Here is a 16757-nt window from a genome sequence, read left to right as displayed (position 1 = left end):
TCGTAAGACTACTTCGGTAGCATTGGTCGATGAAGTGTTAAGAATCCTCTCGCCTTTAGGCAGGGGAGTATGTCAAGCACCTGAGATGTTGCACCATTTTCAATTAGGTTTTTTACGGGCGGGCTCTCCTGCCCAACCCCTACTCCCCACAAGAAAACTCACTCTTTGTGGAACAGGCATCTTGCGCGGGCTCTCCTGCCCAACCCCTACTCCCCACAAGAAAACTCACTCTTTGTGGAACAGGCATCTTGCCTGTTCTTGAGAATGGTGCAAGATGCACCCTAAAAATCGATCGTCCTGTGACAGTTGGCTTTAGTCTTATCTGAGAGAGGGGGTTTGTAACTATTCCCCCTCTATCCGATTCTCCCCCTCTCCGATTCTCCCCACTCTGCCAGCACTTCTGAGAATTTGACAAGCCAAAATCGCCGCGCCAAATCCATTATCAATATTCACCACACCCACACCAGCCGCACAAGAATTGAGCATAGTTAAAAGAGGAGCAATCCCGCCAAAACTCGCGCCGTAACCCACACTCGTCGGCACAGCAATCACCGGACAATCTGCCAAACCCGCAACCACACTCGCCAAAGCACCTTCCATACCCGCAACCGCAATCAACACATCAGCGTCAGCAATCACGTGCCGGTTGCTCAGCAAGCGGTGAATACCGGCAACTCCGACATCCCACAAACGTCGCACCTGAAAACCGCAAAGTTCCGCAGTAATTGCCGCCTCTTCCGCTACAGGCAAATCCGCCGTTCCCGCACTGATAATAGTCACAGTACCCGGATGCTGCGGATTTGGGGAATTAGGAGAAATTGCACAAATTCGAGCCTTTTGGTAGTAGCACAAATCGGGTATTTTTTGTTGCAATTGCTCGAAAACTTCCGGTTCGATTCGTGTCGCCATCACCGCCGAATTTCGCCCGCGCATCGCCTCGATAATCTCAACAATTTGGTCGGGCGTTTTCCCTGGGCCCCAAATTACTTCAGGAAAACCCGTTCTTAAAGTGCGGTGGTGGTCAATTTTGGCAAAATCGCCGACTTGTTCAAAGTCAAAATGCTTTAATTTATCCAAAGCGGCGATCGGACTAACATCGCCGGCCGCGACAGATTCGAGTAACTTCTGTAAAATTTTAGGTTCCATAAACTAATAACTAATGACTGCTAACTAATGACTAATGACTAATGACTGCTGACTAATGACTAATAACTAATGACTGCTGACTGCTGACTATTCTGTTATTTTCAGTTCGTACAAATTCCAGAAAGCACCGCCGAGGGCACTGTAGCGAATTCCCGAAACGCGATCGCGCACCGCCTCAAAAGTCAGCGGATTCACCATATAGATAAACGGCACTTGTTCCGCTATAATCCGCTGCGTCTCCCCATAAATTTCCTTGCGCTTAGCCTCATCAAGCTCTTGGGAAGCTTTCACGTAAAGGTCATCGATTTTCTGCTCCCAGTCGTCAACTTTCCAACCCTTAATCGGCGGTTCTCCGGCTTGCGGGCCCTGGTTGAAACTGTGCAGTGTGCCGTTAACAGACCAAATATTGTAGCCGCTGTGCGGTTCAGTACCTCCCGTAAAACCGCCGAGGTAAGTATCCCAATTCCGCGTCAGACGCAGCTTTTCCACATAAGTGTTAAAACTCAGGAACTGCGTATCAATTTGCATCCCCAGTTTGCCCAAGTCTTGCTTAATTTGCGTTGCCATTTGTTCCCGGACTTTTTTACCTGCTGCCATCAACAAAGTAAACCGCACCTTGTTGCCTTCAGCATCCAACAATTCCTCGTTACTATTATACTTGAAACCAGCACTTAACAGTAACTCTTTGGCTTTTTGCCGATCGTAACTGTAAGTTTTCAATCCCTGTTCTGGGGACAGGTAGAACGGGCTTTGCGCCGGAATTGGGGAATGTAGGGGCGCGCCCAGTCCGCGATAGATATTGTTAGTCATGGCGGATCGGTTGATGCCGTAGGCGATCGCCTGCCGAAATTCCTTAGTCGCGAACCACCGAGACTTAATTGGGTCTACAAACGGCTGATCTTGAGCATTGCGCCCCTTATTCAGATTGAAACACATAAACACGCTGCCAGTATCCGGCCCGCCGTTAAAGACCGTATATTTGCCCCGTTTTTCCTCCCGTTTCAACAGGGGAAACACTTCCGGTTCCACGTTCAGAGTATCCAAATCGCCCGATCGAAAATTCAGCAGTTGATTGTCAGTATTTTCGATAATTTGCCAAACAATTTGCTGGATGTAAGGCTGGACATTTCCCTCAGCATCTTTGCGCCAAAAATACGGATTTCGTTCCAAAACAACGCGCTGATTAGGAGTATAACTCAGCATTCGGTACTGACCGTTGCCGACAATTTTTTTAGGATCAGTATCCGTGCCCCAAGTAGTCAGGTATTTAGGGTTGCCGTCTGCATCTGTATTTTCGACAGCTTCCTGTAAAATATGAGCTGGTAAAATTGGGATTCCCCCAGCATATCTAATAAATGGAGCAAAGGGTTCTGCCACGGAAAATTCAACGCGGCGGCTGTCAATTTTTTTAACTTTTGGGAATTCGCGACTCATCCCAACTCTCAGAGTATCTTTCAAACCGCTAGGAATTTTGTCATTGAAATAAATCTTTTCATAGCTAAAGATAATGTCATCAGTAGTCAGGGGTGCGCCGTCCGACCATTTCAATCCCTCTCGCAGGGTGAAGACAATCTTTTTGCCATCTTTAGAAACTTCCCAGGACTCGGCTAAACCGGGTTCTAGCTTCGATGTCAAGCCGTTTTCGTTAATCAATCCCTCGTACATATAGCCAAAAACGCTGTATGCAGATTGATTTAGCGGGTAGTTAAATGTGCCCGGGCCGCTGGGGGTCGGAACGATGAGTCTGTTTACTAAGTTCGATCGGGCTGGAGTGCACGCAGACAGAGTTAGGGTGGCAATTGCCGCCAGTAAAATCGCCAGCCAGCGCAGTCTTGAATGTAGCATCATAGAAATTTTCATAATTTTTTAGTTTACCACCTGCGTGCAACTATGACTGAGATTGTAACCAACCAAGAAAGTCTTCAGTGCGCGAAAAATACTTTTCCACTCCAGCCTGTTGCAAAGCATCTTGAACTTCGGGAAGTTGGCGAAATTCTTTGATGTTGCCACTTAGAAATGCTTTGGTTTCTGTGGGGTGCAAGCGGGCATGAGTCAGGATACAGTGTAAAATTAAATTGTCGGTTGGATCTTTTTCTATCAAAGTTTCGTTTAAGCTTGCTTCGATCATCTCTGTATTTAATACAATCATTTCTGCATTTCGCGACATCAGACTTATCGCTTCTCGCAAGCGCGATTTAATTTCACCTACTCGATAGCGAGAGAAAATGAATGACTCTTCTAAGTGAAAAGATAGAGATGCGGCGTGTTCGGATGTCACATCTCGCTTTGTTTCGCTAATTTGGCGGCTTAGCTGTTGCCCAAAAGAGTTTTGTCGCTTCAACTCATCCTCTAAAGCTGACAAAGCCTCCATGTAACAAATGCTGGGTATGACCAACTGAACTGATGAGGACAAATCCCGCAGCAACATAATTGCTTCAGCCTCACGCCCTGTAGCAATACTCATCAAAAAGTTGGTCTCGATATATACGATTGCCACCTAATTCCACTCCTGATTTTGTTGTTCCACCTGCAAGTAACGGCAGCAAACCGATGGCTGCTATTTGTTCCGATGCTGGCGGAATTTCTGATTTCCAATGATAATCTAAGTCATGCAGCCACGATTGGATGAGCGTCTCAATGGTATCTTCAAATATCCATTTACTGCCAAATGTAGGGAGATAATAGCGACATATTTCACCAGTATTGAGAGTGCAAACAGGCTCCAATAAATTTTTTCCGTCCCATTTAAAAATCAAAATTTGTTCCGCGTCAACAAACATAGCATAGGGAACCATCGCGTTTTTTTCAGATAGCTTAGCTAACACCGCTTTCAGCCAATCGATCGCGCGAGCGATAATTTTCTGTTTCGCGGCTGTTTCTTGAGCTTGAATAATTTTAACCTCGATTAGCACGACTATGTTATCGTCCTTATCCAACGCGATCACATCCGCGTCTACGGGTAATTGTAACTCCCAAGTGTCAGTGTCCATGATTTCAGGCTTCCTAGCGATGTTGGATTTGAGATTAACTTTACAGTCAATTAGAGATTCTAGAGTTCTATTTTTTGCCCAACAAAACTACAGCATAGGCTGCAATTCCTTCTTCTCTCCCCACCGGGCCTAACTTTTCGTTGGTGGTGGCTTTGATGCCAATTTGGTCTGGTTTTAATTGTAGGACAGCAGAAAGCCGATCGCGCATTTGCTCAATATGCGGTTTCAGCTTTGGACGTTCCGCCACCACCACCGAATCAATATTGCCGATTTCCCAGCCTTTATCTAATATTAACTGATTGACTTGTGCCAGCAATACGAGACTATCCGCACCCTTCCATTTCGGGTCAGTTGGCGGGAAATAAAGACCGATATCTCCTAAGCTCAGAGCTCCGAGCATAGCATCCATGATAGCGTGAGTAAGTACGTCGGCGTCGCTGTGGCCGAGTAATCCTAATTCGTGAGGAATATTGACACCGCCTAGGATGAGAGGACGATCGGGAACTAAGCAGTGAATGTCGTAGCCATTGCCGATGCGGATGTTCATGTAAAAGGAAGGTTTGGTAAGTATAGTAGAAGACAATTATTTCATATTTTCAGGGAGATAAGTGAATTTATTTTTTAAGGCCGAGCCGAGTGTTAAATATTTTTTTTTCTGCTTTCCTCAGCAGCTATGGCAATCCTAAAGCTGTTGGAGGGGGGAGAGAAGGGTTAATGCTGGAAACGCTAGAAAATTATGGGGACTTCTCGATCGCTCTCCTGAAATCAAAGACTTACAAACGCGAATCCAAAATTTATTAGGCTCTTAAATAAGCTGTTGTTCATTTAAATTGCATATTTCGAGTCCCGATCAACAATCGTCAAATCCTCTCCCCCTCTCCTCTTCTCCCCCTCTCCCTCTCTAATACCATAGGCAATCTAGATGCAACACAGCTTATAGCAATCCTAAATGATTCAGATAAATTTGTAGGGGTAGTGCTACCCCTACTCCCCGTGCCTACCCCTTATCTATCGGGCAACCACGGGGGGATTGCCCCTACAATAATTATGCAAATGATTTAGGATTGCTATATACGGGATTTACGCATCAAGACCAAAGAAACCGGGTTTTTTACCGAATCTGTGGACTACCACGAAGTATTACCGCAAAAAACCCGGTTTCTGACCACGAATTTCAAAGGTGGTACCCGCCACGTGATTTATCCGTGGAATCAATGCCAAATCGAAAATCAAAAATCCTCAAGCCCCCGCATTTATCTCGCGCAAGTCAATCGAAAATCAAAAATCAAAAATCGATTGACCACTCGTGCGATCGCCCTTTCTCCTATTCTTCCCTCTCCTGCAACCACCGATCGTACAAATCCGATCGCCTTTGGCGCGTTCTTTCAATTTGCTGTTCCCTGCGCCAGCGAGCAATTTCTGCGTGATTACCCGACAGCAACACATCGGGCACCTTCAATCCCCGAAAATCCGCCGGTCGAGTGTACTGCGGATAATCCAAAAGTCCGTCCTCAAAACTCTCAAACTTTAGGGAATCTTCCTTCGCCACAGTTCCCCGCAGCAATCGCAAAACCCCATTAATCAAAGCCAAAGCCGGAATTTCGCCCCCCGTGAGCACAAAATCCCCCAAAGACACCTCGCGAGTTACCAAATGCAGGACTCGATCGTCCACACCCTCATAATGACCGCAAATCAACACCAACTGATCGCGCTCTGCAGCCAACTCCCGAAACATCGCCTGCTGCATCGGTTCCCCCTGGGGAGTCAGCAAAATCACCTCCCGCCTCGGCAAAACCTGCAGCGACTCCACCGCAGCAAAAATCGGTTCCGGCTTCATCAGCATCCCCACTCCGCCCCCGTAAGGCTCATCATCGACTCGCTGGTGTTTGTCTGTGGTAAAATCGCGGGGATTGACAAAATTCACCTCAGCAATCTTTTTAGCTAAGGCTTTGCCCATCAGTCCCGACTCTAGGGGAGCCCGGAAAAATTCTGGAAATAGGGTAACAACGTCAAATCGCACAATTATTGGAATTTCATTGAGACATCACCTCTAGTTTGACCTTTAGAGGGAGTTCAGTTTTCAGTAATTGCTTTATTCTTTATAATTTCTTATAATTTCTGAAAATTTTGGCAAGTTAAATTCTCTTCCTGTGTCGGCGGGCCGGTGTTGTACAAAAATAATCTGTTTTTCATGACAGCGACTGCAAGTAAACTCGCCCCCAAACAACTGCGGGATAGCGCGATCGGCGATCGCACCTCACTCGCACCAACAAATATTTATTCTTAAAAAGCCCTATTCTACGCACAGCCACGGCAAAATTGAATTTCACATCCAACAGAGGAAGACACACCATGCAGCAGTTGACATCTCAAGCCCTTGAACACAATATTCCCCAGCGCACAAAAACCTCGATTATGGTCATCGGGGGAGCCGAAGACAAAGTTCACGGGCGAGAGATTCTGAACACCTTTTTTTGCCGTGCTGGGGGTGCAAACGCTCGGCTGGCGATCGTTCCCTGCGCTTCGCGAGATCCCGAAGGAATTAGCAACCGCTACCGCACAATATTTGACGAAATGGGCGTTAGCGCAGTCAAAGTAGTGGACATCCGCGAACGCGAACAAGCCGAAAACCCCGTCTGGAAAGATTACTTAGAAGACTGTACGGGCGTATTCATCACAGGCGGCGACCAACTGCGGCTTTGTGGACTGCTGGCGGACACCCCGCTGATGGAGAAAATTCGCAAAGAAACTCTCGAAGGCAAGATTACCCTCGCTGGCACCAGCGCGGGTGCTGCGGTGATGGGATATCACATGATTGCCGGCGGTGGGAGTGGGGCGTCACCGAACCGCTCTTTAGTAGACATGGCAAACGGACTTAACATTATTCCTGAGATCATCGTAGACCAGCATTTTCACAACCGCAACCGCATGGCTCGCTTGCTGTCGGCTGTGGCTTGCCATCCCGATCGCCTCGCTATTGGTATTGACGAAGACACCTGTGCCTTGTTTGAGGGAGACGATACTATGAAAATTCTCGGTAAAGGCACTGTGACTATTGTTGATTCTAGGGAAAATTTTTATACCAATGAGTCTATGGTAGGAGCGACAGAACCCTTAAGTCTGTTCAATATGCGCTTGCACGTCCTGTGTCACGGAGATTGCTACAATATGCCCCTAGGCAAACCAATGCCATCGGGAGCGTGTTCCGAGTCTGGCTGGCCCCCCGAATGCCGCACAGCCAACTAACGTAGAACATCTCTTGTCATTGATTCGGCAGAAATTAGGCGGCATTCCGGCCGAATCATGGATACCACAATAGAATAGATTCCGAAGCAGCCACGGTCTGACCCCAGCAGGCCGAACCACAGAAAATTCTAGCTTCGGGCTTTGAGTTTTTGCTAGCCATGTACCTGTACTTGTTTTTAGCCGATCGCAGGAGCAGAAATTTTCAATTGGGTAGCCCATAACTGGAAATTCACTCCCAAACTGTTCGCAGCGAACAGTTTATCGAGCAATCTAGATCGAAATTGAATAAATGCTCCAATTATCTATAAGATTTCGCGCCCCATACCCCTCAAACTGCCATGAAAATACTTAAAATCCAGACCTTACGCGGCCCCAACTACTGGAGCATCCGACGCCAGAAACTCGTCCTGATGCGTCTGGATTTAGAGGAGTGGGCAGATAAAACCACAGCGGAAATTCCTGGATTCTACGAAGGGTTGATCGCCGCACTTCCGAGTTTGAACGACCATCACTGTTCCCCAGGCCATCAGGGAGGATTCCTGCAACGGGTCAGAGAAGGCACAATGATGGGACACGTAATCGAACACGTCGCCCTAGAACTTCAGGAAATGGCAGGAATGCCGGTCGGGTTCGGTCGCACCCGCGAGACTGCGACCCCAGGCATTTACCAAGTAGTAATCGAGTATCAAAACGAACAAGCAGGTCGCTATGCAGCCCGGGCGGGCGTGCGGATGTGCCAAAGTATTGCCGAGACAGGCACTTATCCAGCAGCAGAATTAGTCCAAGATTTGAGAGACCTGAGAGAGTTTGGTGCGTCGGCGGCTTTGGGGCCGAGCACGGAAACACTGATCAAGGAAGCAGAAGCGCGCGGCATTCCTTGGATACCTTTGAACGCCCGGTTTATGATTCAACTCGGCTACGGGGTTCACCAAAAGCGGATTCAGGCCACTCTGAGCAACCGGACGGGAGTTTTGGGAGTAGAACTTGCCTGTGACAAGGAAGGTACCAAAAATATCCTCGCCAGCGCCGGTGTACCGGTGCCAAGAGGAACGGTGATTCATTATTTGGACGAACTGCGCGGGGCGATCGAAGATGTCGGCGGTTATCCGATCGTCCTCAAACCCCTAGACGGCAACCACGGCCGCGGCATTACGATCGACATCAATTCCTGGGAAGCAGCAGAAGAAGCCTACGACTTAGCCAGCGCCGCATCAAAAACAAAAAGCGTGATAGTCGAGCGCTATTACGTCGGCCGTGACCACAGAGTATTGGTAGTCAACGGGCAAGTCATAGCAGTCGCAGAACGAGTCCCTGCTAACGTCGTGGGCAACGGCAAGTCTACAGTAGAACAGCTTATTGAAGAAGTAAACCGCGACCCGCAGCGAGGAGACGGACACGACAACGTACTCACCCGGATCACGATCGACAAATTGTCGCTGGATTTGCTGGAAAAACAAGGATACGCGATGGACTCGGTAGTGCCCGCCGGCGAAAGAGTATTTTTGCGGGCGACAGCAAACTTGAGTACCGGTGGAATTGCAGTCGATCGCACCGACGAAATCCACCCAGAAAACGTCTGGCTGTTTTCCAGAGTCGCCAAAATTATCGGTTTGGACATCGCCGGCATTGACGTAGTAACTCCCGACATTTCCCAACCCCTGCGCGATGTCAACGGCGTCATCGTCGAAGTCAACGCAGCACCGGGTTTCAGAATGCACGTCGCCCCCAGTCAAGGTTTACCCCGCAACGTCGCCGGCGCCGTCTTCGATATGCTTTTCCCCTCGCCTCAACCCAGCCGGGTGCCGATTTTAGCGGTAACGGGAACCAACGGCAAAACGACAACCACTCGCCTGCTAGCCCACATTGTCAAGCAGACCGGTCAGATTACCGGCTACACGACTACCGACGGCACTTACATCGGCGATTATTTGGTAGAAACCGGAGACAATACCGGGCCGCAGAGTGCTCAATTGATTTTGTCTGACCCGACGGTGGAAGTGGCAGTGTTGGAAACGGCTAGAGGCGGAATTTTGCGATCGGGCCTCGGCTTCGATCAGTGCGATGTCGGCGTCGTCTTGAACGTCGCGGCAGATCACTTGGGAATTGGCGACATCGACACCGTGGAACAACTTGCCAAACTCAAGAGTGTCCTCGTCGAGTCGGTAATGCCCAAAGGCTATGCAGTTTTGAATGCAGACGACCCGCTGGTATCACAAATGGCGCAGCGTGTCAAGGCTCAAATTGCATATTTTTCGATGAACCCGGACAACGAACTGGTTGCCAAACATACCGCTGCGGGCGGGCTGGCAGCGATTTACGAAAATGGGTATTTGTCGATATTGAAAGGTGATTGGACGCTGAGAATTGAGCAGGCTGTGAACGTGCCGCTGACGATGGGCGGACGCGCGCCGTTTATGATTGCTAATGCTTTAGCAGCTTGTTTGGCTGCTTTTGCCCAAGGATTGAAAATAGAAGATATTCGCGCTGCTTTGTCCAGCTTCCAAGCATCCGTCGGTCAAACTCCCGGAAGGATGAACTTGTTTAATTTGGGCAGCTATCACGCTTTACTCGACTACGCGCACAACCCCCACAGCTACAAAGCTTTGGGCAGTTTCGTGCTGAATTGGCCGGGACTGCGGATCGGGGTTGTCGGCGCGCCCGGAGACCGACGAGATGAAGATTTTGTCACGCTGGGCAAACTTTCGGCCGAGATGTTCGATCGTATTCTTGTCAAAGAAGATATTGACAGGCGCGGCCGAGAACCCGGTGCCGTGGCAAAGTTAATTTGCCAGGGAATTGCCGAGGCGATTTCTGCAGGAACCGCAAAGAAATCTCAAGTTGAATACGAGTTGATTCTCGACGAAACAACGGCCGTTAACAAGGCTTTAGATGAGGCGCCAGCCGGCAGTTTGGTAGTGATTTTACCTGAAAGTGTCAACAAAGCTCTGAGTTTAATTGAAGCCCGGAAACCGATTAAGGAATCTGTGGAAGTTCAAAATGGTTTAGATCGATCGAAGTCACAGGAAAGTTTAAAACCGACTGTGGTGAATTAAGGCTAAACTCTGAACTTTGATTTCATTACATTATTAATAGGTTGGGTTAACGAAAGGAAACCCAACCTTTTTGCTTTAGACAACCGCCGTATTATCTTTCAATATTTTCTCTGTAACCTCAATCAGTTCGCACACAGAATTTTGCGTAAGTTGTGTAGTTTTAAACCCATGAGCAATAGCGTTCCGCAAAGAAAGCGCATTCATTAATAACTGATATTCGGATTTAGAAATCACGCCCTCAACCGTCAGTTGTTTCACTAAATACAGCGGTTCTAATCTTTGCAAACTTAGCTCTTCTTTATGGGCAACAATCCTCAAAGTTGCCTCAACTAAAGACCAAGAATATAGCATTGCTGACTCTAGATGTTGTGTTACAAGTTGCTTGGCGACTTGCAAACCCAACTCTATTTCATGCTCTTGAAAAGAATCCTCAGCTTGGGAAATATCGACTGCATCCTCCGAGTTAGTCATCACTAACTCAAACCTCCAGCCGGGATTTTCTGCTACTGCTTGGGCTAAATTACGTAGATATGTAGTAGAGGGTGACTTGAGTGAAGCGCGTGACTTGACTGCAATAACCACCGATTCTTCGCCCCGGCGCACTATCAGATCCGGGCGATAGCTTTTAAGGAAGTCCGGTAAATCTTCAGAGTTTGGATGAAATGAAATTTCATAACCTTTCTCACGATACTCCTCTGCTAGTTTCAGCAGTTGCTCTCTTTCTATGTTTGCAGTTGGGGTTGCGATCATGTCAGTACCTCTTTGTCAGGAGCATCAATTACGACAATGTGCAAGAATTCATTACCACGGGCAAATCCTTCCGCTAGAATCGAGGTCATATTTTCTACTTTAAAGTTAGTTGATAAATTCCTCTTGCGGACTAGAACATCAGTTACTTGATCGTCATCGACATAGGCTAGCCCGATAATTGCATCTTGAATTGGCTTTACTATGTTGTCTACATCGATTTTAACAGAATCGTAGAAATAAGTTATCTGAAGCATCACTAGGCCAGTAGCTGTTTTCTGCTCCGAAGACCAGTATTTTTCAGCCTCTTGCCTCACTGTCACTTTCCAAGCTTTAAGAAGAGCTCGCCTACGAGCTTGTTGTGATACTGGTGGGCCATCTACTATGAACTCAAATCTCGCCAAAGTGTTTCTAAATAGAAGATTGGGGATTATTTTACCTCTTAACTGCCGCCCACTGGGTAATCGGTTCCAAGAGTTTCCAACCAAAATCGCAAGATAAATCGAAAATTCAAACCGATCTAATTATAGAATCAGGAAAAAGCAAGCAACAGGGTTGAAACATGAATGAAGCCGATCGCACGCGTGTCGAAACATTCATTACGCGCTGGGCAGGTTCTAGCGGTAACGAACGGGCAAACTACCAGTTGTTTTTTGCGGAAATGTGCGATGCGCTGGGAGTCGATCGCCCTTTTGATAAAGGCAGAATTCCCAACGATCCCTACTGCTTTGATAAAGATGTCAAAATTTTTCACCCCAGCGGCAAAGTAACTCCGGGGTTTATTGACTTTTACAAAGCCGAGCATTTTTTAATCGAGGCAAAACAGGGCGGAACAACTAGCAAAAAGGGAACGGCCAAGCGGGGGACAAATACCTATTTGCGAGAGATGGAAAAAGCGTTTGTGCAGGCGATCGCCTATACCCGCAGTCTCAGCAGCAAACCGCCGTTTTTGTTAACTTGCGATATTGGCGATCATTTTGAATTATGGATGGGTTTTAGCGGGGATTATGGCGGCTATGGGGCGCGGCGAGAAATCGGGCTAATCGAGTTGCTGAAAGCCGATGTTTTCGATTTGTTTGTCGATATTTTTAGCAATCCGCAGCAGCGCAATCCAGAGAAAATTGCGGCGCGGGTGACACGGGAAGTGGCGGCAGATTTGGCAGAGTTGGCGAAGCGGATGGAGGCGAATGTCGATCCGCAGCAAGTCGCCCAGTTTTTGATGCGCTGTATTTTCACCATGTTTGCCGAGGATGTGGGGTTACTGAAGGAACATTTGTTTACGCAGGCGCTGGAAACGCGCTGGATTCTCAATCCGAAGACGTTTAAGCCGGAGGTAGAGGCGCTGTGGGAGGCGATGAATGAGGGGACGAGTTTTGGCTTTCATGGCAAACTGTTGCGGTTTAATGGGGGATTGTTTGCCGAGTCGCAGGCGTTTGCTTTGACAAAGGCGCAGTTGGAAGTTTTGTTGCAGGCGGCGAAGCGGGATTGGTGCAATGTGGAACCGGCGATTTTTGGGACGTTGTTGGAAAGGGCGCTGGATTCGAGGGAACGGAGTAAGTTGGGGGCTCATTATACGCCGCGATCGTATGTGGAAAGGTTGGTAAAGCCTGTGGTGATGGAACCTTTGGGCGATCGCTGGATTGCGGTACAAGCGGAGGTTAAACAGTTGCTCAACGCGGGGGAATCGGAACCGACTGCAAATCAAAGGAAAAAGGCGAGCTCAGTTTTAGAAGCATTTCTGACGGAGTTACAACAGGTGAAGATTCTCGATCCGGCGTGCGGATCGGGGAATTTCCTTTATGTCACGTTGGATTTGTTGAAGGGGTTGGAATCGGAGGTGTTGCGGCGCTTGGAAGATGTCACCGGATCGGCGCAGTTGCGGTTAGATATTGCTCAAGTTAATCCGAGTCAGTTTTTGGGGATTGAGATCAATCCTAGGGCAGCGGCGATCGCAGATTTGGTGATTTGGATTGGGTATTTGCAGTGGCATTTTCGGCGGTTTGGCGATATTCCGCCGATCGAACCGGTGTTGCGGGAGTACAACAATATTGAATGCCGGGATGCGGTGTTGGCCTATGACGGAATAGAACCGGATGTGGATGCGGCGGGGAAGGTGAGAACTCGTTGGGGTGGACGGATGATGAAAAGTCCGGTGACGGGGGAAAATATTCCCGATCCGACAAACCAAGTAACAATTTATCGGTATTTGAATCCGAGGGCGGCCCAGTGGCAGGAGGCGGATTATATTGTGTCGAATCCGCCGTTTATTGGCAATGCGAGAATGCGGGAAATGTTGGGAGATGGATATGCAGAAAAGTTGAGGAAAGTCTATAAGGATGTACCGGATACTGTGGATTTCGTCATGTACTGGTGGCACAAGGCAGCGGAACTAACTAGAGCGAGCAAAATTAAACGCTTTGGGTTTATTACCACAAACAGTATTCGCCAAGTTCGGCAGCGGAAAGTTCTGGATTTTCATTTTACGCAAAAGATTCCAACCAGATTAATTTTTGCTATTCCCGATCACCCTTGGATTGATGGAGGGGCAGCAGTCAGAATTGCAATTACAGCAGGTGAATTAGATGACCTCAAAAACCCTGTAAGGATTGCCGAATTTGGTACAGTAGTTGCTGAGTGTGAGGGAGAGACACCGGAAGACTCAGCAGAGCAAGTTCAAGTGCAGTTGCAGAATGTAGGGCTAATTTTTAGTAACCTTCTAGCGGGTTCTGATTTAACTCAATCTCAACAACTTCTGGCTAATGATAGGATATCCAGTCGCGGTGTTATGCTATTTAGTTCCGGGTTTATTGTCGAGCAATCTGACTTTGGAGAGATTGAGTCTGAGGTTCTTTTCCCATACATTAATGGACGAGACTGTATGCAAAATTCTCGCAATGTGCGCGTCATTGATTTATTTGGCTTAAAAGCTGATAAAGCTCAAGAACTATATCCAAAAGCATTCCAATGGGTGTTGGATAAAGTTAAACCTGAACGAGATACTAACCGTGATAAGAGCCTCCGAGAAAACTGGTGGATATTTGGTCGTCCCAGAACTGAACTTCGACCAGCACTAAAGGGACTACAGCGTTATATTGCTACAGTAGAGACTGCGAAGCATAGAGTATTCGTCTTTCTTCCCCGTGAAGTAATACCTGATAATATGTTGATTGCGATCGCCCTTGATGATGCTTATTTCTTAGGAGTTCTTTCTAGTCGAGTTCATGTTACTTGGTCGCTGGCAGCAGGCGGAACATTAGAAGATAGACCTCGTTACAACAAAACTCGATGCTTCGACCCTTTCCCCTTCCCAGACCCCACGGACACCCAAAAACAAACCATCCGCGAACTCGGAGAACGCCTCGACAGCCACCGCAAACGAGTCCAAGCCACTCACCCCGAAGTCACCATCACCGCGATGTACAACCTCCTCGAAAAACTCCGCAAAGGCGAACCCCTCGACGACAAAGACAAAGCCTTCAACCAAAAAGCCCTAGTCTCCACCCTCAAACAAATCCACGACGAACTCGATGCCGCCGTATTTGCCGCCTATGGTTGGGAACCCACCCTCACCGACGACCAAATCCTGGAAAACCTCGTCACCCTCAACGCCCAACGCGCCGAGGAAGAACGCAACGGACACATTCGCTGGCTGCGTCCCGACTACCAAGCCCCAGGCGAAACCTACATCCAACCATCCCTTGCAGGCATCACCACCGAAACCGAAACCGCCATTACACCCACGGAACAACAACCTTTCCCCAAAACCCTCAAAGAGCAACTTTGGGCCATCCGCGACTTATTCCGCACCCAAAGCGGCGAATGGACAGCCGCCCAAGTCACCGCCCATTTCAAAGCAGCCAGCCGCAAACAAAAAGTCATTCTCGACTGTCTGGAAAGCCTGGAAGATTTGGGTATTTTGCTCAGTCATAATGAAGGTGGCGTGCAATATTGGTATCTCCCAACCTGATGGAATTGCAAAAACTTGTAGCTTACGCTAGGGGGTTTGAAGGCGATCGCCCTTACCGGAAAACTGGGTTTAAAGCCCCGTCCTTCTAGGACGGCTTTTCCTCTTTAAGTTTATCAATCCAGTCTTCTACAAGTTGGGTCATTGTTTTTTCTTTCTGTTTGGCAATTCTCCGCAACTTCTCTAGCCGACTCACGACAATGCGAATACTTAATCTTTCTCTGACCATTTGGCTACCCAATTGCTACCTATTATGTTATCATAGTTAGCATGAAAACATTGAAGTTCAAGCTATATCAAAGCAACCAAAATAAACACCTCAAGCGAAGTATCAATGCTGCCGGAGTGATTTATAACCATTGCATTGCACTTCACAAACGGTACTACCGGATGTGGGGTAAGCACTTGAATTGCAGCAAACTTCAAAGTCATATCGCCAAACTCAGAAAGCGTAAAGCATTCTGGCAACAGGTTGGATCTCAGGCTGTACAGGATATCTGTCAACGCATTGAGAAAGCCTATCAACTGTTCTTTAAGCATCACAAGAAAGGAGTTAGACCTCCCGGATTCAAGAAAGTTCGCAGATACAAATCGTTCACTCTCAAGCAAGCTGGCTACAAATTATTAGGCGGCAATCGAATTAAGATTGGGAATCGCGTTTATCAGTATTGGAATTCCAGAGAGATAGAAGGGAAGGTTAAGACGTTAACCATTAAACGCACGACATTAGGAGAGCTATTTATGGTTGTGGTCGTTGACAGCGTTGAAGAACCTGAAACCAAAGTCGAGACGAGTAGAATCGCTGGCTTTGATTTCGGCTTGAAAACGTTTCTCACCTGCTCAGATGGAACAAAAATCGAATCACCGCAATTCCTGAAACAGTCCCTTAACGCTATTAAGAAAGCAAATCGTCAGCATTCCCAAAAACGGAAAGGCTCAGCGAACCGAGAAAGAGCAAGACTTAATCTAGTTCGCAAACATGAAGCCGTAGTGAATCGTCGCTCTGATTGGTTCTGGAAATTGGCTCACGAACTAACTGATAAGTTCGACGTGCTGTGCTTTGAGACGTTGAATCTAAAAGGAATGCAACGACTTTGGGGACGTAAAATTTCAGACATTGCATTCGGCGAATTTCTCCAAATTCTCGAATGGGTTGCCAAAAAGAAAGGAAAAGAAGTAGTTTTCATCGACCGTTGGTATCCATCTAGTAAGACTTGCTCGCATTGTGGACAGGTTCTGAAAGAGTTGGATTTGTCAGTTCGTGAATGGCGCTGTCCGTCCTGTCAAAGGGTGAACGACAGAGACGAGAACGCGGCGATAAATATTTGTGTGGTTGGGGCATCAACCGCTAAGTTAGGTGATGTTAGACAGGCTATGCCTGCAATTGCTGTCTGAGCTTAGAATCCCTTCGCCTTTAGGCAGGGGAGTATGTCAAGTTCTTCATGCTTTCCAAAATAAAACTCAGAAGACAGCCAAGAAAAATATCGAAATTGGACAGAAACGCTACCAACAGTTGTTACAAAATCGTTTAAATCAATACTTCGGACAGTTTTTAAGCAGCGAGAGTACCATAGGATAGGACTGACGGAAGGTTAGGGTGATTTAAAATTA

The 16757-nt window shown here is 47.6% G+C and carries 13 protein-coding genes; 4 read left to right on the top strand and 9 right to left on the bottom strand.

Annotated features, from left to right (window positions below):
* Nucleotides 1–342 precede the first annotated feature (342 nt).
* From larB to trmD, 6 genes are all read right to left on the bottom strand, one after another.
* Entirely contained in the window at nt 343–1146 is an 804-nt protein-coding gene (larB, locus tag QUB35_RS35515) for a nickel pincer cofactor biosynthesis protein LarB (protein WP_333147223.1), read from the bottom strand.
* Between the two features lie 87 nt (nt 1147–1233).
* Entirely contained in the window at nt 1234–2994 is a 1761-nt protein-coding gene (locus QUB35_RS35510; RefSeq protein WP_333147221.1) for an ABC transporter substrate-binding protein, read from the bottom strand.
* 40 nt (nt 2995–3034) lie between these two features.
* Nucleotides 3035–3643, bottom strand: coding sequence for a PIN domain-containing protein (locus QUB35_RS35505; protein ID WP_333147219.1), 609 nt, complete (start codon nt 3641–3643; stop codon nt 3035–3037).
* Nucleotides 3588–4136 (bottom strand): hypothetical protein, encoded by a 549-nt coding sequence (locus tag QUB35_RS35500; RefSeq protein ID WP_333147217.1) that lies wholly within the window; start codon nt 4134–4136, stop codon nt 3588–3590. Before QUB35_RS35500 ends, QUB35_RS35505 begins: the two co-directional genes overlap by 56 nt.
* Before the next feature lie 67 nt (nt 4137–4203).
* Complete coding sequence (gene ispF, locus QUB35_RS35495; RefSeq protein ID WP_333147227.1) at nt 4204–4683, bottom strand: 2-C-methyl-D-erythritol 2,4-cyclodiphosphate synthase; 480 nt, start codon at nt 4681–4683, stop codon at nt 4204–4206.
* Between the two features lie 777 nt (nt 4684–5460).
* Entirely contained in the window at nt 5461–6156 is a 696-nt protein-coding gene (trmD, locus tag QUB35_RS35490) for a tRNA (guanosine(37)-N1)-methyltransferase TrmD (RefSeq protein WP_333147215.1), read from the bottom strand.
* A 332-nt stretch (nt 6157–6488) separates the two neighbouring features.
* Here trmD and QUB35_RS35485 point away from each other — a divergent pair, with 332 nt between their 5' ends.
* Together QUB35_RS35485 and cphA are read left to right on the top strand one after the other, a co-directional pair.
* The gene (locus QUB35_RS35485; protein ID WP_333147213.1) at nt 6489–7382 is read left to right on the top strand and encodes a cyanophycinase; all 894 of its coding nucleotides are present in this window, start codon (nt 6489–6491) and stop codon (nt 7380–7382) included.
* Nucleotides 7383–7720: 338 nt separating this feature from the next.
* Nucleotides 7721–10435: a cyanophycin synthetase gene (gene cphA / locus QUB35_RS35480; protein WP_333147211.1), complete on the top strand. Its 2715-nt coding sequence runs from the start codon at nt 7721–7723 to the stop codon at nt 10433–10435.
* Nucleotides 10436–10510: 75 nt separating this feature from the next.
* On the opposite strand, the gene QUB35_RS35475 is transcribed toward cphA, so the two are convergent.
* On the bottom strand, nt 10511–11185 hold the full coding sequence (locus QUB35_RS35475) for a hypothetical protein (protein WP_333147209.1): 675 nt from the start codon (nt 11183–11185) through the stop codon (nt 10511–10513).
* Nucleotides 11182–11586 (bottom strand): RusA family crossover junction endodeoxyribonuclease, encoded by a 405-nt coding sequence (locus QUB35_RS35470; RefSeq protein WP_333147225.1) that lies wholly within the window; start codon nt 11584–11586, stop codon nt 11182–11184. Before QUB35_RS35470 ends, QUB35_RS35475 begins: the two co-directional genes overlap by 4 nt.
* 158 nt (nt 11587–11744) lie before the next feature.
* Between QUB35_RS35470 and QUB35_RS35465 the strand changes: the two genes are divergently transcribed.
* On the top strand, nt 11745–15149 hold the full coding sequence (locus QUB35_RS35465) for a DNA methyltransferase (protein WP_333147207.1): 3405 nt from the start codon (nt 11745–11747) through the stop codon (nt 15147–15149).
* Between the two features lie 85 nt (nt 15150–15234).
* Here QUB35_RS35465 and QUB35_RS35460 read toward each other — a convergent pair whose 3' ends face one another.
* Nucleotides 15235–15387, bottom strand: a complete 153-nt coding sequence (locus QUB35_RS35460) for a hypothetical protein (RefSeq protein ID WP_333147205.1) — start codon at nt 15385–15387, stop codon at nt 15235–15237.
* 29 nt (nt 15388–15416) lie between these two features.
* Here QUB35_RS35460 and QUB35_RS35455 point away from each other — a divergent pair, with 29 nt between their 5' ends.
* On the top strand, nt 15417–16541 hold the full coding sequence (locus QUB35_RS35455; protein WP_333147203.1) for an RNA-guided endonuclease TnpB family protein: 1125 nt from the start codon (nt 15417–15419) through the stop codon (nt 16539–16541).
* Nucleotides 16542–16757: the final 216 nt, after the last annotated feature.

This window comes from Microcoleus sp. B13-B6, assembly GCF_036705405.1.
Taxonomy (GTDB): domain Bacteria; phylum Cyanobacteriota; class Cyanobacteriia; order Cyanobacteriales; family Microcoleaceae; genus Microcoleus.
Note: the sequence above shows the minus strand (reverse complement) of the source record. Positions and strands in the feature narration are given on the sequence as shown.